This is a genomic window from Chitinophaga filiformis (genome assembly GCF_023100805.1).
GTDB lineage: Bacteria > Bacteroidota > Bacteroidia > Chitinophagales > Chitinophagaceae > Chitinophaga > Chitinophaga filiformis_B.
The window spans coordinates 1,901,999-1,925,867 of record NZ_CP095855.1 but is presented as its reverse complement, the minus strand read 5'-3'; the positions used below and the strand labels follow the sequence as shown (position 1 = coordinate 1,925,867).

21 protein-coding genes are annotated in these 23,869 nt (G+C 47.3%); 11 read left to right on the top strand and 10 right to left on the bottom strand.

Features of this window, described 5'->3' with window-relative positions:
* Nucleotides 1–124: 124 nt before the first annotated feature.
* From MYF79_RS07955 to MYF79_RS07940, 4 genes are all read right to left on the bottom strand, one after another.
* Nucleotides 125–2,575 carry a glutaminase family protein gene (locus MYF79_RS07955; protein WP_247813340.1) on the bottom strand — a complete coding sequence of 817 codons (2,451 nt, stop codon included), beginning with the start codon at nt 2,573–2,575 and terminating at the stop codon, nt 125–127.
* An 825-nt stretch (nt 2,576–3,400) separates the two neighbouring features.
* Nucleotides 3,401–4,558, bottom strand: a complete 1,158-nt coding sequence (locus MYF79_RS07950; RefSeq protein ID WP_247813339.1) for a PepSY-associated TM helix domain-containing protein — start codon at nt 4,556–4,558, stop codon at nt 3,401–3,403.
* Between the two features lie 881 nt (nt 4,559–5,439).
* Nucleotides 5,440–6,570, bottom strand: coding sequence for a glycoside hydrolase family 88 protein (locus tag MYF79_RS07945; protein WP_247813338.1), 1,131 nt, complete (start codon nt 6,568–6,570; stop codon nt 5,440–5,442).
* Between the two features lie 57 nt (nt 6,571–6,627).
* Entirely contained in the window at nt 6,628–8,790 is a 2,163-nt protein-coding gene (locus MYF79_RS07940) for a hypothetical protein (RefSeq protein WP_247813337.1), read from the bottom strand.
* Nucleotides 8,791–8,910: 120 nt separating this feature from the next.
* On the opposite strand from MYF79_RS07940, the gene MYF79_RS07935 reads away from it, so the two are divergent.
* Nucleotides 8,911–9,972: an isoaspartyl peptidase/L-asparaginase family protein gene (locus MYF79_RS07935; RefSeq protein WP_247813336.1), complete on the top strand. Its 1,062-nt coding sequence runs from the start codon at nt 8,911–8,913 to the stop codon at nt 9,970–9,972.
* A 124-nt stretch (nt 9,973–10,096) separates the two neighbouring features.
* Here MYF79_RS07935 and MYF79_RS07930 read toward each other — a convergent pair whose 3' ends face one another.
* Together MYF79_RS07930 and yiaA are read right to left on the bottom strand one after the other, a co-directional pair.
* Entirely contained in the window at nt 10,097–10,429 is a 333-nt protein-coding gene (locus MYF79_RS07930) for a DUF4870 domain-containing protein (protein ID WP_199657795.1), read from the bottom strand.
* Nucleotides 10,430–10,514: 85 nt separating this feature from the next.
* Nucleotides 10,515–10,940 (bottom strand): inner membrane protein YiaA, encoded by a 426-nt coding sequence (gene yiaA, locus MYF79_RS07925; RefSeq protein ID WP_247813335.1) that lies wholly within the window; start codon nt 10,938–10,940, stop codon nt 10,515–10,517.
* A gap of 117 nt (nt 10,941–11,057) precedes the next feature.
* Here yiaA and MYF79_RS07920 point away from each other — a divergent pair, with 117 nt between their 5' ends.
* Genes MYF79_RS07920 through MYF79_RS07885 form a run of 8 tightly spaced genes read left to right on the top strand, consistent with a single transcriptional unit; the run spans nt 11,058 to nt 18,639 of the window.
* Nucleotides 11,058–11,411, top strand: a complete 354-nt coding sequence (locus MYF79_RS07920; RefSeq protein ID WP_247813334.1) for an S-adenosylmethionine decarboxylase family protein — start codon at nt 11,058–11,060, stop codon at nt 11,409–11,411.
* Nucleotides 11,412–11,414: 3 nt separating this feature from the next.
* Nucleotides 11,415–13,319 (top strand): DUF4178 domain-containing protein, encoded by a 1,905-nt coding sequence (locus MYF79_RS07915; RefSeq protein ID WP_247813333.1) that lies wholly within the window; start codon nt 11,415–11,417, stop codon nt 13,317–13,319.
* On the top strand, nt 13,312–13,491 hold the full coding sequence (locus MYF79_RS07910; RefSeq protein ID WP_247813332.1) for a hypothetical protein: 180 nt from the start codon (nt 13,312–13,314) through the stop codon (nt 13,489–13,491). The genes MYF79_RS07915 and MYF79_RS07910 overlap by 8 nt, the downstream gene beginning before the upstream one ends.
* A gap of 14 nt (nt 13,492–13,505) precedes the next feature.
* Nucleotides 13,506–13,709 (top strand): DUF350 domain-containing protein, encoded by a 204-nt coding sequence (locus MYF79_RS07905; protein ID WP_247813331.1) that lies wholly within the window; start codon nt 13,506–13,508, stop codon nt 13,707–13,709.
* A 12-nt stretch (nt 13,710–13,721) separates the two neighbouring features.
* Entirely contained in the window at nt 13,722–15,248 is a 1,527-nt protein-coding gene (locus MYF79_RS07900) for a polyamine aminopropyltransferase (protein WP_247813330.1), read from the top strand.
* Nucleotides 15,249–15,251: 3 nt separating this feature from the next.
* Nucleotides 15,252–16,862 (top strand): flavin monoamine oxidase family protein, encoded by a 1,611-nt coding sequence (locus MYF79_RS07895; RefSeq protein WP_247813329.1) that lies wholly within the window; start codon nt 15,252–15,254, stop codon nt 16,860–16,862.
* Nucleotides 16,859–17,932 carry a hypothetical protein gene (locus MYF79_RS07890; RefSeq protein ID WP_247813328.1) on the top strand — a complete coding sequence of 358 codons (1,074 nt, stop codon included), beginning with the start codon at nt 16,859–16,861 and terminating at the stop codon, nt 17,930–17,932. The genes MYF79_RS07895 and MYF79_RS07890 overlap by 4 nt, the downstream gene beginning before the upstream one ends.
* 23 nt (nt 17,933–17,955) lie before the next feature.
* Entirely contained in the window at nt 17,956–18,639 is a 684-nt protein-coding gene (locus MYF79_RS07885) for a VIT1/CCC1 transporter family protein (RefSeq protein ID WP_247813327.1), read from the top strand.
* Here the strand turns inward: MYF79_RS07885 and MYF79_RS07880 are convergent.
* Together MYF79_RS07880 and MYF79_RS07875 are read right to left on the bottom strand one after the other, a co-directional pair.
* The gene (locus tag MYF79_RS07880; RefSeq protein ID WP_247813326.1) at nt 18,632–19,858 is read right to left on the bottom strand and encodes an ATP-binding protein; all 1,227 of its coding nucleotides are present in this window, start codon (nt 19,856–19,858) and stop codon (nt 18,632–18,634) included. The genes MYF79_RS07885 and MYF79_RS07880 overlap by 8 nt on opposite strands.
* A 174-nt stretch (nt 19,859–20,032) precedes the next feature.
* A complete protein-coding gene (locus tag MYF79_RS07875) occupies nt 20,033–20,920 on the bottom strand; it encodes a sugar phosphate isomerase/epimerase family protein (RefSeq protein WP_247813325.1) in 888 nt (295 codons plus the stop codon).
* Between the two features lie 163 nt (nt 20,921–21,083).
* Between MYF79_RS07875 and MYF79_RS07870 the strand changes: the two genes are divergently transcribed.
* Nucleotides 21,084–21,509 carry an ADP-ribosylation/crystallin J1 gene (locus MYF79_RS07870; RefSeq protein WP_247813324.1) on the top strand — a complete coding sequence of 142 codons (426 nt, stop codon included), beginning with the start codon at nt 21,084–21,086 and terminating at the stop codon, nt 21,507–21,509.
* Nucleotides 21,510–21,752: 243 nt separating this feature from the next.
* Nucleotides 21,753–22,358 (top strand): class I SAM-dependent methyltransferase, encoded by a 606-nt coding sequence (locus tag MYF79_RS07865; protein ID WP_247813323.1) that lies wholly within the window; start codon nt 21,753–21,755, stop codon nt 22,356–22,358.
* A 15-nt stretch (nt 22,359–22,373) separates the two neighbouring features.
* Here MYF79_RS07865 and MYF79_RS07860 read toward each other — a convergent pair whose 3' ends face one another.
* A complete protein-coding gene (locus MYF79_RS07860) occupies nt 22,374–23,081 on the bottom strand; it encodes a Crp/Fnr family transcriptional regulator (RefSeq protein ID WP_247813322.1) in 708 nt (235 codons plus the stop codon).
* 193 nt (nt 23,082–23,274) lie between these two features.
* Entirely contained in the window at nt 23,275–23,868 is a 594-nt protein-coding gene (locus MYF79_RS07855) for a methyltransferase (protein ID WP_247813321.1), read from the bottom strand.
* Nucleotide 23,869: the final 1 nt, after the last annotated feature.

Here is a 23,869-nt window from a genome sequence, read left to right as displayed (position 1 = left end):
GCTGATACAAATATATGATCCCGTTTTCTTTTGTTTTGTAGTAGTATTACTACACTTAAAAAAGATTGGGGCGACTCTCTGTAGAAGAGCCACCCCATTATCTTTCAGCCGATCAGCTATCAATTTATTTTTTCAGCGTTGTGCCCAGGATCTGCATAAAATATCCACCTACTACACTTCTTGCCTGAAAACCTACCATCTTTCCGTCAGCAGTTTCATGCCAATCGCTCAGCGGTACACGCGATGGTGTTTCCTGCGCGTATTTATACACAGGATCCACCAGGGCAGAGAAATCCGCCTGATTATCCGTGAGTGCTGCAGTCCACAATATCCAATCGGATTTAGTGTATTTTTTACGGCTATCGAGCGGCAGTCCGTACGTGAGCTGTTGCGTCAGATAATACTTTATTTCTTTCTCGTACACTGATTTAGGGAACAATCCCAGGTTCAATACTTTATCCCATACCAGGTTATATTTCTGGCTCCAGGTACCTTTGTTCTCAAACGCCAGTGTGTAATGGTCGCCATCTTCAGCCAGCTGCATCCATTTTGGTACCATCTCTGTTGCTGCAGTGCGGTACTTCTGAGCGGAAGCCTTATCCCCCAGCATATCCGCCAGCATTGCATAACAACCCAGCCCTACGATTGCTTTTACAGACAGGTTTGCATTCCTTGCCAGGTGACCGGCGAAATCGTCTGTACACAGCTGGTTAGCAGGATCAAAACCTTCTTTCAGCAGATACTCTGCCCAGGTAGTTAACGTTTTCCAATGTTGTTTTGCATAATTCGCATTGCCTTCTGCTTTCGCGATGGCTGCTGTCAGGATGATCATATTACCTGATTCTTCCACCGGCATGCCTTCTCCATATGCCTGGCCATTTGCCAGCGGATATGTTCCCAGGTCATGCGCTGCATATGGCTGCGTATACTTGCCACTTTCACTGAAATAAAAAATACCGTTGAGCATACCTTTCATCAGGTCAGGATTGTACACCAGGTACAAGGGAGCTGAAGGATATGTTACATCCACCGTATTGATACAGCCATTGCTGAAATTCTCCTTTGAAAGGAACAGGATCTCTCCCTGCGGGCTCTTCACCAATTTATGTGCAGCAATACTCTGGCGATAACCCAGTACACAGAGTTTGGCGTATTTCTCACCACCGGCAGTTTTTGCCAGTTCATACAATTCCTTGTCAAACGCAGTACAACGCGCCATTACAGACGCATATTCATCCTGCGCTTTCTTCAGTTCTTTTTCTATCGTATAACTATCATCTTTTTTCCACCATGGCTTCAGATTCGCTTCAAAATATTGAATAGCATATATATCGTCATATCCTACCAGGAACACCTGTTCTTTCTCCGTTCCATCTACTTTTCCAAGGGATACCGATGTATTCAGCACCAGTTGCTGGCCCCTGTCAAGTGTCTGAGGTTTACGTTTACCGGCGAAAGTTGCTGCAGCCGCGCCTTCTTTTGTAACGTATTGCGTAGCGCCGGCAGACTGTGGTACGGCTACATAAAGATAGCCCCAGTCTATGCGCAGGTCATCGCCTTTCTTCGCCAGTACCGGTTGTGCTACTGTACCTGTCTTCAGTATAGACAATCCCTCACTGGCATACTGCTGCGCAGTCACTTCCTGCGCGGATGTATTTACTGCCAGGTCTGAAGAGGCTCCAAAATACACTTCTACCTTATGCCTGCGTCCGTCATTGGCTTTTACCTTATAGGAGACATAAGACACAGGACGGGACATCAGATCGAGATCTTTCAGTAATAGCGGGGAGGTGAAAGTCAGCGTTACATCTACCTTTCCGCAGGTAAGGTCATAGATTGTCCGTGTAGCTTCCAGCGTAACATTTTTCTGTTCTGCCAGCTGGATCTTATCTGCCCATTCGTCTTTATCTTCTGTTACGATACCTCCATCGAGATAAGCGCCGCCCCTGGTATTGGTACAATGCATGGCCAGTACATTTGTTCCTTTACGCAGTTTCTTCTTTGCTTCTTCGCTGATGGGGAAATATTCCATGTGGTTTAACCATCCCTCGTAACTGTAAATGCGTTCTCCATTCAGGTAAACTTCCGCATTGTCGTCATGATTGATCTTCAGCAGCAGTTTATCCACATTCGGATCATCCACTGTGAAGGTTCTGCGCACCCATACATTGTCTGTAAACCAGGGTGTACCGGTAGTTTTCCCGTCTTTTTCAAATGGCGCTTTTCCTGTTTTCCAGTCGGCGTCATTGAATGCAGGATCTTCCCATCCTTTTGCAGGAGCCGTTTCCGTATAACGCACCTGGTAGGGCGCCATGTCGGCCGTAGCGGCTAGTGCCCTGTATGCATGCCCCGGAGCACCCAATACCCGGTAGGTTACGCCGTCAACCTTTACAAATCCCGTCAGGGACTGTTCTGTGCCTGTCCAGTGGCGTGTAGCAGAAGCGGTCAGCTTGTCTGTTGCCGACCAGACACTGAAATAAGGATCGTGTGTGATCAACGGATAGGCTGGCGCCTGTTGTTGCGCATATAGCTGTTGTGACAGCAATACGGCAGCAATACCAAAAATTCTCTTCATGATTTTGTGGAGCTTTATGTGATAATTAGTAAAAACGTGGGAACGCGCCGCTACCTCCGCGGCAATGGCGGAATTGTTGAGACTCATGGACCTATAATTATGATACCCGTGGATTAAATTAACTGCACATGTTCTTACTCACCGCTGAAAAATAAAAATCTTTTTTCGGGAAACGTAATCTTTACGCTTATTTTTTCCGGAGATGAGGTTTATGGGGCTTGGTTGCTAGCCTCTTTTAATGAAATTACGCTTTTTAAGAGACCGTTCCATACGGAAAAGTAAGTGAGGGCTTGCTGGCTGAGTTCTTTGAAGTATTCCCGCTGTTGGGCATTGGAAGGTCGTATCTGGCGGTTGGATATATATGAAACCCCTGGTGCAACGTATCAGCATACTTCAAACAACTTAGGCCAGCAAGCTCCTCCTTACTTTTCCTGATTCCACTCCCCCACTAATAGCTGGGCGTCCATTACCTGTCCGAATCTCATGTTGTTATTTGTGCCCGTCTTACACACTGATTTTAGGCTACCACATTAGGAACTCATTATATATGCAATCAGTTTACGGCCGCAGGTCAAGCTATCAGCCTGGGTTCTCTTACGCTTGCTTTTATGTTATCATCGTAGAACCTCGTCATGCGCTCAGTTATCCTAACGTAAATTATGCACTTGGATAGTTACTTGCGTTCTCATTACACTTATATTTACGCTATCATACCAAAGGCTTATTTGTGCGTTCAGTTTACCCTAAAGGTTAGCCATAACATTATCTGTTCTCAGGTATGCGTTCATTTTACGCATGTATGTCAAGCCTTATTTATGCGCTATGTTATGCTCTCATTTTTGAGGAGGAGCGTACTACGGGGCTCTTTTTTATTTTCTTATGCCTTCTTCCCCACCATATATAAACCCCGGTAATGGGCAGGCTGGCGCAAACGAGGCTGGCGAGGAATACAATGATCTTTCCGGGCAAACCAATAATGGCGCCGATGTGGATATCGTAGTTCATGTCACGTAGCTTATCTGCGAAGCCCGCTTTGGCATATTCGCCGGTATAGGGGCCCCTGGCAGGTAGTACAGCCAATGTATTCTGATCGAAGTAGTAATTGTCCAATTTATAGTAAGTGCCGGGCCTGTAATTGATGGAGGCAGCAATGGCGGCCGATTTGTCAGGGGCGTATGATACCATAATGCCGGCGTCTGCGGGAGCTTTCTTTCTTAGTTGTTGCCATACCTGGTCTTCCGGCACCTTATATGCTGCGGCCTTGCTTGTATCTGACAAAGGCGGTGCGTCAACTGGCAGGTGCTCTCCTCCTGAAGTGGCGAAGTACACTGCTTTGCTGAACCACTGGAAGCCCCATACGAGACCGGTAGTAGCCAACAGCAATCCGACTATCATAACATAAAATCCAAGCACGTTGTGCAGGTCATAATTCAATCTTTTCCATTTGGCGGTCCACTTTACCGAGAAGCGCTGTTTAGCGGCCGCTTTATTTCTGGGCCACCATAACACCAGACCGGTAATCAGCATAATGAAGAAGATCAATGTAACAGAAGCAACAACCGGCTGACCTATCGCCGGAGGCAACCACAGGTAATAGTGTCCGTGTAATATAAAGTGGAAGAAATCACCTTCTTCGCTCCAGACCTTGATCACTTTTCCAGTATAGGGATCCATAAAGACCTGGTAATAATAATCCGGATTGGCGCCGTAGAACATCACGGATGCGCTCTTATCCTTTCCAGGATAAAGAACACCATTCGGTTGTTTATGGGTAATTTCTTTAACAGCGATCGCTTTTAACGCTGATGGCGGTAATGGGGCCACTCCCGGGCGACTGGCCGTATACGTATATGGTTTGGTAACACTTTCTATTTCCTGCTGAAATGCGAGAATGCAGCCCGTGACAGCTATAATAAAAACGCCGAGGCCGGAAATGAAGCCGAGCCACAAGTGTAGTTTACCAATGAGTTTTTTAATAGTCATAAGCAGTCGCATTCCAGGCTGAGTTGGCCGGTTAGCTGTAAAAATGATGCAAATAATGTGGATTGTTTGCTCGAAAACGGAATTTTTTCTGAGGGTCTGAATTATTGCAGGGCGGCTTTTCTTTAGAGGCAGGGGCGACAGCCGGGTTTTCAGGAGGGACTGCCGGCTGTAGTTTTTTGAAGTTTTCTTACCATTTAGCTTTAGTAGATGCGGGCAGTTGAATATTCATTTAACCCCTGACAGGAATTCTCAGCATTACTTCAAAAACTAAGGCCAGCAGTCTCCTCCTGAACCCGGCCTATACATTCCCTGCTCCGTTAATAGATAGTCTTATAGACGCATGATTCCTTTTGCCCCTTGTGGCCTCTCCGTTTTCGAATATGGAGGATGAAAGAGGAAGGGACCTCTAATAGTTAAGTTCTTCCACTTACCCATCGGTGTACATTGTAATAATGCAATAAGAGAAAACAAACAGCGCAATTATTGCCGGTTTCAAATAAGGAATAAAAGGAATAAGAAAAATGTAAGAATGCCATCAAGATAGTATCTAAGAGCGGATTAGAAATGATCTATAAAAAGGATGACAATAAACCGGAAGAAAGGCATTAGTGGTCTGGAGAAGAGGTCAAGCTATTGGCGGACCAGTGGAATCAGGAAAAGTAAGGTGGAGCTTGCTGGCCTAAGTTGTTTGAAGTATGCTGATACGTTGCACAAGGGGTTTAATGGATATTCCACAGCCAATACGACCTCCCATTGCCCAACAGCGGGAATACTTCAAAGAACTCAGCCAGCAAGCCCACACTTACTTTTCCGTACGGAACGGACTCCGAAAAAATCGTACGCTCGTTCCCACAAGCTCTTATTCTAAGAGGATGGCATTATTATTTACGTTTACACATCTCCGCCCCTGCCAATAAGAAACACCCCAACCCATAATCCTCAAAATCCGGAATCTTATCAAACGTCACCGGCTGCCCATCAGACGGCTGCTTCCCGGTACTCTGCACATACCCCAGCATCCCATTCTCATGCACACAATCCTTCACCAGCGCATTCCACGCCTTCACCACCACCGGCTGATACACCTTTTTATCAAGATACCCATGCCGTATCCCCCAGGCCATCCCATACACAAACAGCGAAGTCCCCGTCAGCTCTTTACCACCAAAATTAGCAGGATCATGTAAGCTCGCATTCCAGAAACCATCCGCACGTTGCAGTTTCACCAACGCCGCTGCCATATCCCTGAAATCCTGCAGGTAGATATTATAATAGGGAGAAGACTTCGGCAGCCATTCCATTGTGCGGACAAGCGACGCCAGAACCCAGCCATTCCCCCGGCTCCAGTAGCAGTTGGCCCCATTAGGCTCTTTGTAGGGAGGAACAAAATCCTTATCCCGCCACCACAGGTGCTCCTGCTGATTGTACAGCCCATTCGTGCCATGTTTAAATTTCGTAAATGCATACATCTCATACATGCGATGGAAATAGGTAGTGTCATGATACAGCTTCCCCAGGCGCGCCATTACCGGCATCGCCATTTGGATGGCGTCAATCCAGTCCCAGTCGTCGACAACGTCTGTAGCCAGCATGCTGTCGACAGAGGCCTTGATATTGTGAATACGTTCAGGTTGTTTATCGATAAGATAGAGGTCGATATAAGTCTGCCCACAGGCCTGGTTATCGGCATTGCGGGTGGTGATACCGCCGCGCAGGCCCCAGTGGTGTTTATCGCCCCACTGTACGGCATAGTCGTAGTAACTTTTCTGCGGATCGATCTGGTACAATGCCATGAGTCCTTCGTAATAGACAGCCCTTGTCCAGATATTGGATGGCCAGGTCTTATGGAGAACGATCTCTTTACCGGCGTCGGGCCATTTCTCCATGAAGTAACGGTTAGTGAGGGTCAGGGTTTTCAGCACTTCTTTTTTTGATGGCAGCGATTGTGCCCGGGCAGGCAGGTAGCTGCCGGCACTCAGCAGGATAGTGGCGACTAAAAGATGCATCTTCATTATATATAGTTTTTACGTGGATAGATCATAAATCGTGGAAACACCATCATTCGTCTGTCAGGGCATGGTATGCAGCCCTTCCCACATTACGCGCCACTTGCCATTGTCGGGAATGCCGGGTAATGCCTGCATACAACCGTCGTAACCTGCGCACATCATAGCAACAGCTGTAAGCAGTGCGCCATTTCCCGGCAGATATAGCCGCAGGCGTTCATCCTGGTAGTTATGCCCGTCAGCCAGCCAGGTATTGGTCTTTACAGGCATGAACAAGGCGTCGATCGCTTTCTCCGGCAAGCCTAGGCGGGTAGCCGTCATGGCCGTGAGGGGAAAATCCCAGCCCCAGGTTTCCTGCCAGTTCCAGGACGTCCATATCTTATTGAAAGTGCGGTGCATAACAGCAGTATCTACACAAGACTGTGCAGGCAACATGCCCAGGGCGCCCAGCACGGCCGGATGATCTGTCATGTACGGCGGATTGGTGTATGAATCAGGGGCGCTTTCGGCCGCGAGATAAAGGCCATCCTTTTGTGGCAGCGGTGCCAGGCTATCGAGTACGGCGTCCCAGCGGGCGTTACGGGGCAGTCCGAGACGGGTACGCCATTCCTGGGCGGTGCTTAGGCCCCAGCGCCAGTAAGCCAGCTCGAAGGTGGCGTTAAAGGTGCTTTCCGGCTTGAATCGCTCTTGTGCAGGGATCATGCCCCTGCCCAGTATATAACGATGCGTGGTGCTGTCGTAAGCCGCAAATGATGCCATGAAATCCGCGGTAGCGAATACCAGGTCTTTATATTTATTCAATGTACCGTGGTCGTGGTAGTGGCGGTACAGCAGTTCCGTCATATAGATGAAATGAGGCTGTTGCCATAAGAGGAAGGCGCCTACAGAAGACGGGCTTTCATTTCCTTCCGGATCCGTCATTTTCTGCCAGCGGAGACCTTCATATCCCTGGCGTTGTGCAATAGCCCTGGCCTTGCCGGCAACAGTAGCATACCATTGGAGACCCTTCTCAAGTATATCCGGGCGGTTCCACAGGGCAAAGTGAACAACATGCCACCAGTGCATCTCAAGGTGGGGTTTACCGAACCAGCTGTTGTAAGTGAGCCCCGTTTCCTGCGGCGGTATATTACCTGCGCATTGTACCGCCATCAGGTATTGAGAGAGTATGACCCTGCGTTCAAGTTCAAATGCCCGTGGATCGGTACTTCCGGTGAAATCTACAGCAGCTCCCGTTTGCCAGAAACGCAGCCAGTGTTCCTCACTGAAAGTCCGTACCGTTTCAAAAGGAGGCAGGGTACGTAAAGAGCCTGGCCGCTCTTCGCTAAAGCGGAAATCAAAATCAAAACGTGCAGCCGTAGTAGCGGGTGTAATGATATGATCATGCCGCTGCTGTTGGGCCAGCGTCATAGCATCTGAACCTCCCACCTGCAGGAAGTAACGTGTTCTGTCAAGACTATGCTCCATCGTGAACGAACGCTGTCCAACTTCCACCACACGGGAAACATGTTTTTCAGGAGAGGCTCTGTTCACGCCGGCATCTGAAAAAGTACCGGTAGGATAAGGGAAACGTATCTGCAGTTTTATCCGGCCTTCTTTCAGCAAAGGCGATTCGATCCTGACTGCTACCAGGTCCGTTTCAGGATGTACGGTAGTCAGCACCTGTACCGGATTGCCCTCTACAGTGAACCGGCTTTTGATCACACCGGCCCAGAGGTCCAGCTCCTGCGATACCTCTTTGATGTCTGACAGGCGGCAGGCAGTCCCGTTCTTCAGCAGTATCTGTAAGCCGATGTTACCTAACTGCAGGCGGTGCATGTTCTGCCGGAACCAGTCCGAGGCCTGCTTATTGCGTTCAGGTGTATTCCATTGCACGGCATAGGTGATATCCCGGTTATGCAGATGATATGTCTTAAGCGTTTCTTCAAAGCGATAGCCCGCTGTATCGGTAAAACTATGCCATCCCCACTCGGATTGTGTACCCAGCGGAACGCCCTGGCTATAAGCTTCGGGAAAGGATTGCAGCCCGGTGATGTCTACAGTAAAAGCAAAACCTCCGTTGCCGAGCGTCAGTGCAGAAAGTGAATCGAATTTATTATTGACAACGTTATGCCGCTGTACCAATGCCATACGGTTGATAAGCTCCTGGCTCCTGGAAATGGAGCTGACGAGCAGCAGCAACATAAAAAATAAAAGCGCGTATAACCGGTTTTGTATCCTGTACTTCATGATGGTGGAACACATTTCAATAAATGTATGGAAACGTTTGCGCAAAACGGATTATTTAATTTGCAACATCTGCGCTAACAAAGTGTCCCATAGTGTCCCAGATTTTATAATTTAGTCAGCATGAAAACACTTTCCCTTCTCCGATCCCTGGCCTGGATGCTGGTTATCAGCGGCAGTATGCAGGCGCATGCCGGCAATGCCATTGCTGACGACAGTACCCGGCAGGAAAAATATGTGCTCGTCATACATGGCGGCGCCGGCACTATCCTGAAAAAGAATATGACAGCCCAAAAAGAAGCCGCCTATAAAGCAGGGCTGGAAGAAGCACTGCGGACTGGATACAAAGCATTGCAGGCCGGCAAAAGCAGCCTCGATGCAGTAGAAGCTGCCATCAGGGTGCTGGAAGATAATCCCTTGTTCAATGCAGGTAAAGGCGCTGTATTTACGCATGACGGGCGCAATGAAATGGATGCGGCCATTATGAATGGCAAAACGCTGGAAGCAGGATCTGTAGCGGGTGTATCTACCATTCGTAATCCTATTGCTGCGGCAAGGGCAGTCATGGAAAAATCAGAACACGTAATGATGGCAGGACGCGGGGCAGAGCAGTTTGCAAAGGAAGCAGGGCTGGAAATTGTTGATCCCTCCTATTTCCGTACGGAAGAACGCTGGGAAGGATTGCAAAAGGCATTGAAGGCGGATTCCATGAAAAGCAAGCTGGATCATAGTTATCAGCCAGCGGGGAAACTGGGCGTTGAGAACATTGATAACAAGTTCGGCACTGTAGGCGCTGTTGCGCTTGATAAAGCCGGTAACCTGGCGGCAGGCACTTCTACCGGCGGTATGACCAACAAAAAGTATGGCCGTATCGGTGACGCACCTGTCATTGGCGCCGGTACCTATGCCAACAACAATACCGTGGCAGTATCCTGTACCGGCTGGGGCGAATTTTTTATCCGTAGTGTGGTAGCTTATGATCTTTCTGCGCTGATGGCGTATAAAGGGTTAACAGTGCAGGAGGCCGGTAAGGCCGTCATAGATAAAGTAGGTACACTTGGAGGGAACGGAGGTTTGATAGCTTTGGACAAAAATGGTCATGCCGCACTCCCCTTCAATACCGAAGGAATGTACAGGGGTATGGTGACCGCTGAAGGAAAAATAACGATTGAGATCTACAAATAATGGAAAGGCTTTCGGGAAGTTCCGGGAAACTCCAGGACGGAGTTCCCCGGTTTACTTTTCATGTCAGTATAGGGTGTTAGGATATAGTTTCAATTTTTTTGCGGCATACGAAGCCCGCAACAGATCAGTTCAGAAAACCAAACCTGTTCTCAAACAATTTTCCAACTCCGGGGACAGGGCTTAAGATGTCTTTGGACGCTGCAGCAGCGCCAAAGGTCATTAAGACCAATGGAAGAAGGCCGGCTACCGCTAATATTGAGCCTATTGATGGAACAATTACTGAAATGACCTTAATGGCAGTCCATAAAATCACAGTAAAGATAAAAATACCCAGGGCCTGATTCAGGTGATAACGCACCAACCTGCTTCTGTCCGGGTTATTTTTATACTGGACATAGCTATATATCCATCCAATCAATGTGATGTAGGCAATAATAGCCAACGTTTGGTTTTTCATAAAAGATATGGTTTAATTTTTCAGATAAAGCTACGGTATTGCTACCGCAATCCATATCACTTTTGCCATCAATTATTTAGGTGGGTTACCTTTCGATTGTCGTGTCTCCGGTTACGATACCGGCTTTTGCAGCCTGGGTATCACGAGTGTTCTTTTGTACGCTGATAGCTCCGAAAATGCTCAGCAGGAAGGCGAAGGCATAGAAGCCTTTCTCACTTGGCAATAATGTCGCATTCCATAAGCCTACCGTCAGCAGAATAATGCATAAAAGAGTGGATACCCAGCTGATACCATAATAGATATCCGTTACCGATACCCCTTCCAGGCGGTCCCTGACACATTTCTGTACAGATACGCCTGCAAACAGACCATACATTAATATGGTAAAATAATAGCCCTTTTCATTGAGCTGCATTTCAGCATTCCACAGTCCAATGATATAACCTAACACTCCTATTAGTAATGCAAGCCAGGAGGTAGCAATAAAGGCAAGTGATGGTTTTTGCTTCATTATGTTGTGTGATAATTACAACGCTAAAGTAGATCAAATTGCAGGGGTGGAGAATAGCGGTTTTCAGGTATAAATCATCAGGATTCCTTATTTTGGTCCTGAATATCCTGGATACTTATGCATTATAATAAAGGGACCCATCTTATCGCGACACTACATACTACTGATTATCAATTACTTAATACATTCACTGCGTTTAAAACCCTGACGGATGAACTCATACTTACCCATCAGTTACAAAAACTGGGGGAAGTATATCATAATTTCTCCCCCTCCGGCTATACGGGTATAGTATGCCTGAGTGAAAGCCACCTGTCTATACATACATGGCCGGAACACGGGAAGATCAATATTGATGTTTACCTCAGCAATTACCTGCGGAACAACGACGGTACAGTAGATAACATATACAGCGCGATCAAGGCTCATTTTAATGCGGCTGTAGAACAAGAACAATTCCTCAAACGCTGATCAATGACAGAGATCCGTTATACCTATCAATGTCCCTCCTGTAGCAATATGGTTCCCTTTAGTTCCCAACATACCTCAGTAGCGGTATGCACATGCGGAACAGTGCTGAACCGGATGACTGATGGCACCATCGTACCCAGGCCCTTCCCTGTCATTGTCAACAAGGCTTCCGTTATTGCGCCAGGCACCAGGGGACAATGGAAAGGCAAAGCATTCAGGGTAACCGGCCGCTTCAGGATCTGGACGGCAGAAACCGTGTTCAGCTACTGGACTATTATACTTGAAGATGAAACCGCAGCCTACCTCATGGAAGGATATGGCATGTATGCAATTCTGCTGCCGGTTGCAACACCGCCCGAACTAGCCAGGGATGCGATCAAACAGATGACACCCGGCACCAATAAGCTGTTGAACAAGGAGCAATATATGCTGCTGCGTAAGGACCATTGTAAAAAATGGGAGGTGGAAGGAGAACTGTTCATCCCCGAATGCAACAGTACCTTTATTACCTATGATTTTTCAAGTGCCAAAGGCGAGGTTTTACATATTATAGAATACTGGTCGCAGGTACAACCCGCCTTTGAGGTGCACTATACCGACTTTACTTCACTGGCCCTCGAACAGACCCGTGCCTACGAGAATCCGGGCTGGCAATTTAAGTGTACCTGTAGCTGTATGCTGCACGTGACAACCTTCCCCTACGCCCAAAGTATTGCATGCCGTAACTGTGGCAGATGGTATGTATATGAAAACAATTCCGAATTTACCAGGCATGGAAAGAATAAAGACAACATTCAACCAGCCATTAAACTTGGAGCAACCGGCATCATAAAAGGAATTTCCTATAAGGTGATCGGTTTTCTTGTGAAAGAGGAACGGAACCAATACCGTTCACAATGGCGGGAATACACCTTATTCAACGAGCAGGAAGGCTATGCTTTTCTGAGCGAGTATGATGGCCACTGGATCTACCTGCGGGAACAAGGCAAAACACCGGTTCCCGAAAATATGAGTACCAGTGGCTTCAATTATGGAGGGAATAGTTTCGACCTGTTCAATTCCTACAGCTATAACATCATCTCCGCCAAGGGAGAGTTTGCCGGTAATGCCTTCAATGACATACAGACAAAATGCTGGGAATTTATTTCACCTCCTATCATGTGGAACAGGGAGGAAAGCCCGGGAGAAGGCATTGTGTGGTTCAAGGGCTGGCACATGGATCCTGACGAACTGAAAAAAGCCCTGGGAGATGCTATCATCCGGCCAACACAGATCGGCGTCGGAGCAGTACAGCCTAACGGTTATATCGACCTCATGAAACTGGTCAGAAATACATTGATTGCCATCTGTGTGCTGATACTGTTACATCTGGCCATCACTTCCGGCAACAGCGAACGGGAACTGTTCACACGTGAAATTTATTTCTCCGATTCCACAAGGGAGCAAATTGCTGTGATCAATGATATCCACCTGGAGAAACGGAAAAGTAATGTCATGTTAGACATCTACAGCCCCGTACAGAATACCTGGATGGAGGTAGAAGCAACGCTGGTCAATACAAAAACAGGCACCGAATACAGCGTCAATGAAGGCGTGGAGTATTATAGTGGCGTGGAAGATGGAGAGAGGTGGTCTGAAGGCAGCCAGAACGGCACGTTTTTTATCAGCGAGGTGCCCCGTGGCGACTATACGCTGAAACTGGAAGCGACCAGGGAAGCCAGCTATTCTCCTTTAAAAAGCTATACGATCACAGCTTACTATGATGTGCCTAATACCAGGAACCTGTTCATCTGTATCGGGCTCCTGTTGCTGTGGCCCATCTTCAAATATTTCTCAACTTATTTCAGCGAAAGACAACGCTGGTCAAATAGTCCATATTCAGCATTTATAACAAGCGAAGATGAATAAATTCAATCCATTCCAGCGGGAATCACCCTTATTCTCCTTCCGGTGGTTCATTGTTTTTGCAACCATCATTGGCGGACTGCTGTTCTATTCCGACAGCAACGGATGGCGACTGTTCTCCGGAGCAGGGCAACAACAATGGAGCGCTAACGGCGTACACGGATATCATAAATAATTCAAACAAGCTATATGTCAAACGCACTTATCAACTCTATTCTTTATTCCTTTATAGGTATTGCTATTCTTGTGGTCGTGTTTATACTGGTAGAAGTATTAACGCCCAGGCATAACCTGCGCAAAGAGATCATGGAAAAGCAGAACATGGCCGTGGCTGTACTGGCAGGATTTTTCATGCTGGCCATGGCTATTATCATCGCATCTGCCATTCACTAAGCAAACGAACCAATGTCAAAAAAAGAAAGCGGCGCACAGTGGCTGTTATTGACGGCAGTATTTGTTATTGCCACCTGTGGATTGATCTATGAACTGGTCGCGGGTACCCTGGCATCTTATCTGCTGGGAGACAGCATCACACAGTTCAGCACTATTATTGGAGTGTACCTGTTTTCCATGGGAATAGGCTCCTTCCTCTCGAAGTATTTCAACAATAACCTGCTGGCATGGTTCATCAGGATTGAACTGCTGGTGGGCCTGGTAGGCGGCTTCAGTTCTGCCTTACTCTTTATTGTATTCCCTCTGGCGGCTTCCTTTCGTCTTATATTATATGCTATCGTGCTTATCACCGGCGTACTTGTAGGATTGGAAATTCCCCTGCTGATGCGTATACTGGAGAACAAGGTGGCATTCAAAGAACTGGTCAGCCGTGTGTTCACATTTGACTATATCGGCGCACTGCTGGCCTCCCTGATATTTCCTTTGCTGTTGGTTCCTCACCTCGGGCTGATCAGGACATCACTCTTCTTTGGCATTCTCAATGTAGGGGTAGGCTGGTACCTTGCTCACCATTTCACCCAAGAGATCAGGCAGGTTGTGCTGTTAAAGACGGCGGCCATTACACTGCTACTGGCACAGCTGGTCTGCTTTGTATTCTCAGAGAGCATTATGAGCTATAGTGAAACGATGACTTACGATGATAATGTGGTATACTCGAAATCTACTCCTTATCAGCGCATCGTGCTCACCAAAAACAAGCATGAGCTGCGGCTGTTCCTGAACGGGAATCTGCAGTTCAGTACTGCCGACGAATACCGTTATCATGAAGCGCTGGTACATCCTGCATTTTCCTCTCTCAATCATCCCGAACAGGTACTCGTGCTGGGTGGTGGCGATGGCCTTGCCGTAAGGGAGATCCTGAAATATCCTTCTGTGAAACAGGTTACCCTGGTAGACCTGGACCCGGCTATGACAAGGCTTTTCTCCCACCAGGAAATATTGGTCAGGCTGAACGACTCATCTCTGCTGAACAGCAAGGTGCATGTACATAATGCGGATGCCTTTACCTGGCTGCGGGGCAACAAGACATTATTTGACGCGATCGTGGTGGACTTCCCCGATCCTTCCAATTTTTCTATCGGGAAACTGTACAGCACTTCTTTTTATCAGCTGCTGAAACATGCGCTGCGTCCCGATGGTATTGCCGTGATACAAAGCACCTCTCCGTATGTAGCGCCAAAAAGCTTCTGGTGTGTGGATACGACCCTGCGTTCAGTAGGCTTACATACCATTGCCTATCATAATTATGTTCCGTCTTTTGGCGAATGGGGTTATATCATGGCTACTCCGGAGGAACCTCACCATTGGTTCAGCCATCTTCCATCGCCATTGAAATTCCTGAATCCAACTACCCTGCAGCAGATGCTGACATTTCCGGAGGACATGAAAGCGCATCAGCTGCTCGACATCAATAAGCTCAATAACCAGGCGCTGGTAAAATATTTTGAAGAAGAGTGGGGAAAATATCTTGAACATTAAGATATGCGGAGAAGATCATTTATACAATCTATAGCCGGACTTACAGTCGTAAGCAGTTTTATCGCCTCCTGCCACCGGCAGCGGGTGATTGGTGGCAGCGTAGTTGGCGCCAGTTCCCATACCGGCCATCTGCTGCGTGATAAGAAATTTGCGGCGCCTGTCAGCATTGCAACACATGCCGTGGTGATCGTGGGAGGAGGCATCAGCGGATTATCCGCCGCGCGCCACCTTCACAGGCAGGGCATCAGGGATATTGTTATACTGGATCTGGAGAAAGAAATGGGCGGTAATGCCGCCTGCGGGAAGAATGATATTTCCGCCTATCCCTGGGGCGCCCATTATGTCCCTATTCCCAACAATGACCTGACGGAATACACAGACTTTATGCGCGAATGTGGTGTCATCACAAGCGAGCCTTCCGCTCCCCTACCCGCTTATAATGACTATTATATCTGCTTCGACCCCGAAGAAAGACTATACATCAACGGTCAGTGGCAGGAAGGACTGATCCCACAGTTTGGCGTACCGGCGCAGGACAAAGCGCAGATACAACAATTCCTCGATAAAATGCAGGCTTTCCGCCTGGCCAAAGGTCAGGACGGGAAAGATGCTTTTGCTATTCCGCTGGATAATTCCAGTAAAGATCCCGCCTTCGTACAACTGGACAGCCTTACGATGAAACAGTGGTTGCAGGAACAGGGTTTGACATCTCCTTATCTGCAATGGTATGTGAACTATTGTACCCGCGATGATTTCGGTACTACATATGACGAGATCAGCGCCTGGGTGGGCATTCATTATTTCGCCAGCAGGAAAGGAAAAGGCAGCAATGCCGATCATCATGATGTATTGACATGGCCGGAAGGCAATGGCTGGCTGGCAGCACACCTGAAGAGAGAACTACAGGCATATTTTCATAACCAGGCATTGGTAACACGCATCCTGCAGGAAAACGGAACGCTGGCGGTCGACTACTTCGATGTAAGAGAAAGCCGTTTAAAAAGGATCAACGCACAACAGTGCATCCTGGCCGTACCCCAGTTCGTAGCTGCCAGGATATTACAAGATGAAACGCGCTTACAGAAAGTGCATCAGCATATGCAATACAGCCCCTGGATGGTGGCCAACATCCGCACCAGGGAACTGACGGAAAAAGAGGGACCGCCACTTAGCTGGGACAATGTACTGTACAACAGTCCTTCATTGGGATATGTGGACGCTACTCACCAGGACATACGCCAGGGCATCCACACCAGGAACCTGACCTATTACCAGCCCCTCACAACGCATACGCCTGCAGAAGAAAGAAAGGCAGCCCTGGAAAGAACACATGCAGAATGGGTGAAAATGATCGTAGACGACCTGGAGAAGGTACATACCAATATCACCGAGGCTATAGAGGAAGTGAATGTAATGGTATGGGGGCATGCCATGGCCAAACCATTACCGGGCGTAGCGCATGGTACGATCCGGCAGGAACTGGCGGCATCTGTAAATGACTGCCTTCACTTTGCACATACCGACCTGGCGGGCAACAGTATATTTGAGGAAGCATTCTACCAGGGACTTTCCGCCGCAAAAAAAGTAATGACACATTTATCAGGCAACATATGAACAAGCAACCGTGGATAAGCAAACCCTGGACTGACAGTATATTCATACTCCTGCCTCCTTTTTTAAGCCTGCTGGTGATCATCTGCTTCCCCTCCCTCTTCCGCAACAGCAAAGAGATGCCGGAAGCAGGATGGGTGGTGCTTGTATTGCTGGTGGACGTGGCGCATGTATACAGTACCCTGTACAGGACCTATTTCGATCCGCAGGCGTTAAACAAACAACGTTTTCTGCTCTGGATCATCCCCCTGGTCAGCTTTATAGCCGGCGTGCTGGTTTATACTATGAGCAGCCTCTTATTCTGGCGGATACTGGCTTATGTGGCTGTTTTTCACTTTGTGCGCCAGCAATACGGATTCATGCGTGTATATAGCAGACAGGAAAATGCACCCGGCTACAGTAAACTGATCGATACCATTACCATCTACACGGCAGCATTATACCCTATGGCCTACTGGCATTTCAGCGGTCCGCGGAATTTCAGCTGGTTCATTGAGCACGACTTTGTCTTCTTTCCCTCCGCAACATTGCAGTATCTAATGACGATAGCCTACGGCCTGATCGTCGCGATATATGTTGCCAAGGAATTGTACATGGTCTTTACCACCCGTACCATCAACATTCCAAAAACAGCCATCATCACCGGAACACTTGTGTCCTGGTACTTTGGTATTGTTTATTTTAACGGCGATATGGCCTTTACGCTACTCAATGTGGTCAGCCATGGTATACCTTATATGGCGTTGATCTGGCTGTATGGACAAAAACAATATAAAGATCCGCGCAGGAGTAATTCCTTCCTGCAACTGGTCTTCAGCAGGTACGGCATTATCATCTTCCTCCTGCTGATCTTCCTGTTTGCATTCATTGAAGAGGGGCTCTGGGACATGACCGTATGGCAGGAACATGCAACTATCTTTGGTACTACCCACCTTCCGTCGCTGGAGCTGAGCCATCAGTTACTCAGCCTGGTTGTACCACTGCTGGCATTACCGCAGATCACACATTATGTACTGGATGGGTTTATCTGGAAGATCAGGAAAGAAGAATTTAAATGGAGCAATGAAATTTAATACTTTTAAAGAAAAGATCACCTATGCACCAGGAATCGCATGTTACCAGCTCTAATATAGTAAGGGATATCATTATTGGCATGGCTGACGGACTGACCGTGCCCTTTGCACTGACGGCGGGACTAAGCGGTGTACTGGACTCCAACCACCTCATCATTGTATCGGGTGTGTCTGAGATCGCTGCAGGCTGTATCTCTATGGGCCTTGGTGGTTTCCTGGCCGGCCAGACAGAGGTAGAACATTATGATTCAGAACTGAGACGTGAATATGAGGAGGTAGAGCGGGTACCGGAAACAGAGCGGAAAGAAGTAGAAGAGATCTTTATATCTATGGGCGTAGATGCATCGCTTAGTAAACAGGTCACCACACAGATCAGTCAGGACAAACATAAATGGGTAGATTTCATGATGCGCTTTGAGCTGGGGCTGGACAAACCTGATAAGAACAGGGCCTATCAATCGGCCATTACTATTGCACTGGCTTACCTGGCGGGAGGATTTATTCCCTTATTCCCTTACCTGGTCACCAGCAACAATCAGCAGGGATTTTACTGGTCCTGCTGTATTACCATCCTTGCGCTGATCGTATTCGGATACTTCAAATCAAAAGTAACAGGGCAGCCGCTGCTGAAAGGCACCCTGAAAGTAGCTTTCACGGGCATTCTTGCTGCAGCGGCTGCATTTATTATCGCAAAAATGATCAGTTAGTTTCTGCTTCGGCCATGCTTCCCTGGCTTACCAATGCCAGGAGCTCCTCTTTTTTACCGGTTTGCAGCAGCATACCGATCAGTCCTACGTACACACGTTGCTGTTCTTTATTCAGGCCCTGGAATAACCTGGGCTCCGTTGAATAGATCCCTTTCAGGAACTGCTGCAACTCTTTCCTGTTCCCTGTTTTGGGCAATATCCCATTCCGCTCATAGACGTCTATCAGTTTCACGGCAGCCTCCCCCTCTACAAAGGCTTTCTGCCTCAACCTTACCAGTTCATGCAGATGCCCCATCAGCTCTTTAAATACGCTATGGTGTTTTGTTCTTTCAAAGAGGTTTTGCGACTGCTCGTTATCACCGGGATTGAAGGCGTCGAAGTAACGGGATTCCACATAGACGCTGTGATAAAACCCGATGGCGTTGTTGTTGAACGAGGTCAGGTCTTTAAACATTTCCGACTGTTTTGAGTTCAGGAAATAGAAGAAGAATTTATCCCCTATCCTTTCCGTCCATCTTACAAAGGTGATCCGGAAATAAAATTCCGTGCCTTCGACATCTTTCAGTGGCAGAACGCCGGTATCACTCTCAGCGATAGACGGCGCATATTCAACCGGTACGCCATTGATCCTGATCTTATACTCCTTTTCCCTGTTCAGCATCAGGAACCAGCCAAATTCGCGTACCAGGAAGTTTTTGAATTCATCTGACTGAAACGAAAAACCGGATACTTCGAAGAGATCATAAAAGGTAACGGTGGTACCGGTAGCCTTTTTCACCGTTTTCTTTTTGCCTTCCGGGTCGTAGAAATCCTTTGAGTTCCTGCTGATAGTGATGTCATATTCCATCATCTCGCCCGTCTGGCTGTCCCTGTACACGGTATGCCACAAAGCTTTCCCACTGAAGGCAGAGAAGGAAAAACGGCCGCGGCCCTTATTCCCTTTTATAAAGGAGGAAGATTTCTGGAAGGAAGCTTTTTTGATGGAATCATTGAAATGACCGAAGGTTTCCTTCAGCAGGTCATAGTCAATACCCGTACCGTTATCGGTAATAGATAAACTATAGATCGTATCAATCTCATTGGATTCGAAATGGATATCGATCACAGAAGCGGCTGCGTCAAAGCCGTTCCAGATATACTCGGCAACTGCCTCCATATAGTCTTTCGGCAATCCGGAAGACTGGATGCCGGTATCCGTCACTGACACCTTTTCTTTCATCTTAGCTATTTTGGCTGCTATTTACTAATTCTTTTAGTAACATGGAATTTTTTCTTGTTGATTATGAGGATGTATCCTCATTGAAACGGCTCATCCTGCCTGTACATACCGGCTATGAAAGCAGGGCATGCGAGGCAGGATGAGCAATTTATCTGCTGCGGATAGTGGCGCAGATTATACCAGGTTCTTTTTGATATATTTAATGCTCTTAGCGATGCTGACAAACGGATCGCCGGGGCATTGATCCTGCTCAACAAAGAAATACTTCATCCCTGAATCGCCGGCATGTTTGAAGATCTCCTTAAAGTTTATGGAGCCATTGCCCACTTCCGTAAAATTCTGCTCAGGGGTCTTATCCATATCCTTCACATGCCATAGCGGGAAACGGCCTTTATGTTCTTTCATCAGGGCTATGGGGTCCAGGCCTGCTTTTGTTACCCAGTAGATGTCCATTTCCATTTTTACCAGGTCCTTATCTGTCTGTTGCAGCAGGACATCATAAGGTCTGCCGCCCTCTAGTTCCTGGAACTCAAAATCATGGTTATGGTAGCAGAACTGTATACCGGCTTTTTTACAGGTCTCACCAGCCTTGTTGAAATATTCAGCCAGTTGTTTATAGTGATCGAGGTTACCGCGCTCTTCTTCAAACAGGTAAGCGCAAACCATGTATTTAATGCCTACGGTAGCGGCATCCTCCACCGCTTTGTCCCATTCGTGTAACACCGTGCCTTTCACGTCTGCTCCGCTCATCTTCTGCTCACCCAGTATATAATGGCTGCTGGGCATTTTAAGGCCCTGTTGTTTCAGCAGCCGGGCAAATGCTTTAGGGGCCATACCATAGAATTGCTGTGTACCTGTATAGGTAGCGCCTTCTACGGTATTAAATCCCAGCTTTGATACTTTCTTCAGCGCGGCTACCGGGTCTTTCTGCATAGCATCCCTGACGGTATATAGTTGCAGTCCGATATTGGTTATCGGCGCTCTCCATAATCCGGAGGGTCTGATCAGCAGGCCTGCAGAAGCCAGGGTAGTTGTTTTAAGGAATGATCTTCTCGACGTCATTGGAATTTATTTCTTGTTTTAAGTGGGTTGCGCAAATGCCTGTTACCGGCAATAAAGATATAGTTTAAGAGGAATATGTCGCTACTCAGTATGATAATTTTAACGGTGCGAAGAGACATCACTGCTTGCCGGATTCAATGCAAAGAATGTAATTTGCAACACAATGGAAACAATCACCCTTTATCGTCCTACAGGATTGAAAGAATTCATGCTGATAGCCGCTGCAGATTTTAAAAGTTTTCCCCCGAGACTTTCCTGGCAGCCTATTTTTTACCCCGTGCTTAACCAGGCCTATGCGGAACAGATCGCGTTTGAGTGGAATACGCATGATGAAGCCTCCGGCTATTGCGGTATTGTTACCCGGTTCAGGGTCGATAGCTCTTTTGTTGAAAAATATGCCCCGCAGAATGTCGGCAGCATTGGCCATGATGAACTCTGGATACCTGCGGAAGACCTGAAGGACTTCAACCGGCATATCCAGGGAGGCATTGAAATAGTAAGCACCTTCCTGGGAGAACAGTTTGTAAGGCCTGAAGATCCCGTACTCGCTGAAATGATTATTTCCAGGCGCAGGGAATACCAGCAGTAAACAAGCTATTGACCGACGGTAAAGCAGTAATAACAGCCTATCCTGGGTTGTTTAGAGCGTTTATGAACTATCTGGTCCACCTACTCCTGATGAAGGCATGTCCTGCCAAAGAGTAACATTTTGCAACTTTTTTATTGAAAAGTATCAGTCCAATCGAAGTCATCCAAAATTAACTTTGTGACGCGAATGATGTTTCATCTGCCAGAGGCAGGATGAAAACTTATTATTTGTGAAAGCGCCAACATGGGAAACATTAGAAATATTACATCGAGATCATCCTGGTACGTAAGTGATGCCGCATTTGACTGGTTATATCCACAGAGAATTCAGAAGCTATCTATGCAACACTGGACGCCAATGGAGGTTGCCAAAAGATCCGCCGGCTTTCTGGCCACCGGAGATGGAAAAAGGATCCTGGACATTGGGAGCGGTGTTGGTAAGTTTTGCCTTATCGGCGGGTATCATTTCCCGGAGGCTACATTTTATGGCATAGAACAGCGAAAGGAGCTCTACCATTATGCCCGTGCAGCCAAAGAATTAACGGAGGCAAAAAATGTCGAGTTTATCCACGGCAATTTCACACAGATAGATTTTGAAGACTTTGATCATTTCTACTTTTACAATGCCTTTTTCGAGAATTTAGTGGAGGATGGACAAATTGATCAGCAGATAGAGTATTCCAGCAGCCTGTATAACTACTATGCCCGGTATATGTATAAAGGACTGGACAGTAAGCCAAGCGGTACCCGCCTGGTGACCTTTCACAGCCTGGAAGACGAAATACCGCCCAGTTATCAACTGGTGGACGCCACGGTCGATTTCCTGCTGAAAATGTGGGTAAAGCGCTGAAACAGCAGGAAGGCCCTATTTATAATTCGCTATTGCGATCAGCTGATTGACGTCCCTGATGATGATCTTTCTGCCTTTTGTTTCCAGTATATTATTTTCTTTAAACTCGGTCAATACCCTTACCACATTCTCCCGTGCAGTACCTACCAGGCTGGCCAGGTCTTCACGGCTGATATTTATTTCTACGGGCATCCCTTCCACGACATTTGCTTTATACTTCTCGCGGATAACGATCAACTGCAGGGCAAGCCGTTCACGTACCGTTTTGCGGGCAAACATGGTAAGGCTGTTTGCCAGCACCGCAAATTCGTGGCTCAGGGTTTTAAGCAGCCTGTTGCTAAGCAAGGGAGAACGGTCTATGGTGTTCAGGAAATCTTCTTTAGGGATAAATACGATGGTGCTTTCTTCTATCACAGTAGCAGAGTCGGGGTACCTTTCCTCTGACAAGATAGCATGGTAACCGATCAGCTGCCCTGTATCGGCGATATAAATGATCTGTTCCTTGCCTTCTTTATCTACCTTGTATTTTTTGACCTTGCCTTTAATGATATAATATATACCGGAAGGATAGGTCCCTTCCCTGAACAGCAGTTCGTTTTTCTTGTAAACCCGCTCACTCATGTGTGCTGTCAGCATCTCATAGACAGCCGGTGGCAGGTCAGCCAGGACGGACTCACTTTTAAAATCCCATTTGTCAATTGGAAACTTATCCCGGATACTCATAGGGCACAAGTTACTATTTTAAAAGCAACGGTATGGAAGGGATAAATAGCTAAGGGAACACAGAAGTGTCCCCTCTTTCCTATTGTTCAAGTTAGAGATAGCGTTGCGTTATCCACAGCGCCATATCTGCCTTGTCTAACTTTCGACTATGTATAAACTCATCGAAGCAGGTATGATGACTGGTTTTTGATGCCTACCTTTTCACCCACATTTTCAACATGAAATCTGCAGAAGCCTCCTTCAGCTCATAGCCTGGCGGTATTTCATCTTCCAGGCTGTGAAAGGTCACCAGCCTGGTTCCGGCAGGCTTCTTGTTGAGCTCCCTGAATAGGTACCGGGTATAATACTGGTACAAACTGTCGGAATATTCAATATTGTGATCTATCCGGTCATTGACGTCCAGATTCTCAAAAAACGCATTGTAAAAATAAAAATGATCATAGGCAGCAAGGTTCACCTGTGTGAAGTTCAGGTTAAAAAATGCTGCATTCTCAGTCCTTGTATACTCCTGAGCGGCCAGTGCATAATGATGTAGTTCGCTTCTCTGTTCTACGCCATAGAAAAAGGTCCGGGGATTATAATGGGCGCCAATAAGGGTAAATTTGCCTACACCACTTCCAATATCGAGTACCTTCTTCCCTTCTTCTGCCAGAAAGGCGGCAGCTTTCCTGGCGATGCTGAGTGGGGTCCAATGCCTTCCCGACATCCGCTGGATCCTTTCGGGATATAACCAGTCAAATGAGGCATCCGCCAGGAACCATGTCGGTCTCGTTATTACGTTTCCCATA

Coding starts and splice junctions, on each gene's coding strand:
- MYF79_RS07855 (WP_247813321.1), bottom strand. CDS start 23,868: ATGGGAAACGTAATAACGAGACCGACATGGTTCCTGGCGGATGCCTCA.
- MYF79_RS07910 (WP_247813332.1), top strand. CDS start 13,312: ATGAATAAATTCAATCCATTCCAGCGGGAATCACCCTTATTCTCCTTC.
- yiaA (WP_247813335.1), bottom strand. CDS start 10,940: ATGAAGCAAAAACCATCACTTGCCTTTATTGCTACCTCCTGGCTTGCA.
- MYF79_RS07920 (WP_247813334.1), top strand. CDS start 11,058: ATGCATTATAATAAAGGGACCCATCTTATCGCGACACTACATACTACT.
- MYF79_RS07945 (WP_247813338.1), bottom strand. CDS start 6,570: ATGAAGATGCATCTTTTAGTCGCCACTATCCTGCTGAGTGCCGGCAGC.
- MYF79_RS07890 (WP_247813328.1), top strand. CDS start 16,859: ATGAACAAGCAACCGTGGATAAGCAAACCCTGGACTGACAGTATATTC.
- MYF79_RS07915 (WP_247813333.1), top strand. CDS start 11,415: ATGACAGAGATCCGTTATACCTATCAATGTCCCTCCTGTAGCAATATG.
- MYF79_RS07895 (WP_247813329.1), top strand. CDS start 15,252: ATGCGGAGAAGATCATTTATACAATCTATAGCCGGACTTACAGTCGTA.
- MYF79_RS07870 (WP_247813324.1), top strand. CDS start 21,084: ATGGAAACAATCACCCTTTATCGTCCTACAGGATTGAAAGAATTCATG.
- MYF79_RS07950 (WP_247813339.1), bottom strand. CDS start 4,558: ATGACTATTAAAAAACTCATTGGTAAACTACACTTGTGGCTCGGCTTC.
- MYF79_RS07880 (WP_247813326.1), bottom strand. CDS start 19,858: ATGAAAGAAAAGGTGTCAGTGACGGATACCGGCATCCAGTCTTCCGGA.
- MYF79_RS07930 (WP_199657795.1), bottom strand. CDS start 10,429: ATGAAAAACCAAACGTTGGCTATTATTGCCTACATCACATTGATTGGA.
- MYF79_RS07885 (WP_247813327.1), top strand. CDS start 17,956: ATGCACCAGGAATCGCATGTTACCAGCTCTAATATAGTAAGGGATATC.
- MYF79_RS07955 (WP_247813340.1), bottom strand. CDS start 2,575: ATGAAGAGAATTTTTGGTATTGCTGCCGTATTGCTGTCACAACAGCTA.
- MYF79_RS07935 (WP_247813336.1), top strand. CDS start 8,911: ATGAAAACACTTTCCCTTCTCCGATCCCTGGCCTGGATGCTGGTTATC.
- MYF79_RS07860 (WP_247813322.1), bottom strand. CDS start 23,081: ATGAGTATCCGGGATAAGTTTCCAATTGACAAATGGGATTTTAAAAGT.
- MYF79_RS07905 (WP_247813331.1), top strand. CDS start 13,506: ATGTCAAACGCACTTATCAACTCTATTCTTTATTCCTTTATAGGTATT.
- MYF79_RS07900 (WP_247813330.1), top strand. CDS start 13,722: ATGTCAAAAAAAGAAAGCGGCGCACAGTGGCTGTTATTGACGGCAGTA.
- MYF79_RS07865 (WP_247813323.1), top strand. CDS start 21,753: ATGGGAAACATTAGAAATATTACATCGAGATCATCCTGGTACGTAAGT.
- MYF79_RS07940 (WP_247813337.1), bottom strand. CDS start 8,790: ATGAAGTACAGGATACAAAACCGGTTATACGCGCTTTTATTTTTTATG.
- MYF79_RS07875 (WP_247813325.1), bottom strand. CDS start 20,920: ATGACGTCGAGAAGATCATTCCTTAAAACAACTACCCTGGCTTCTGCA.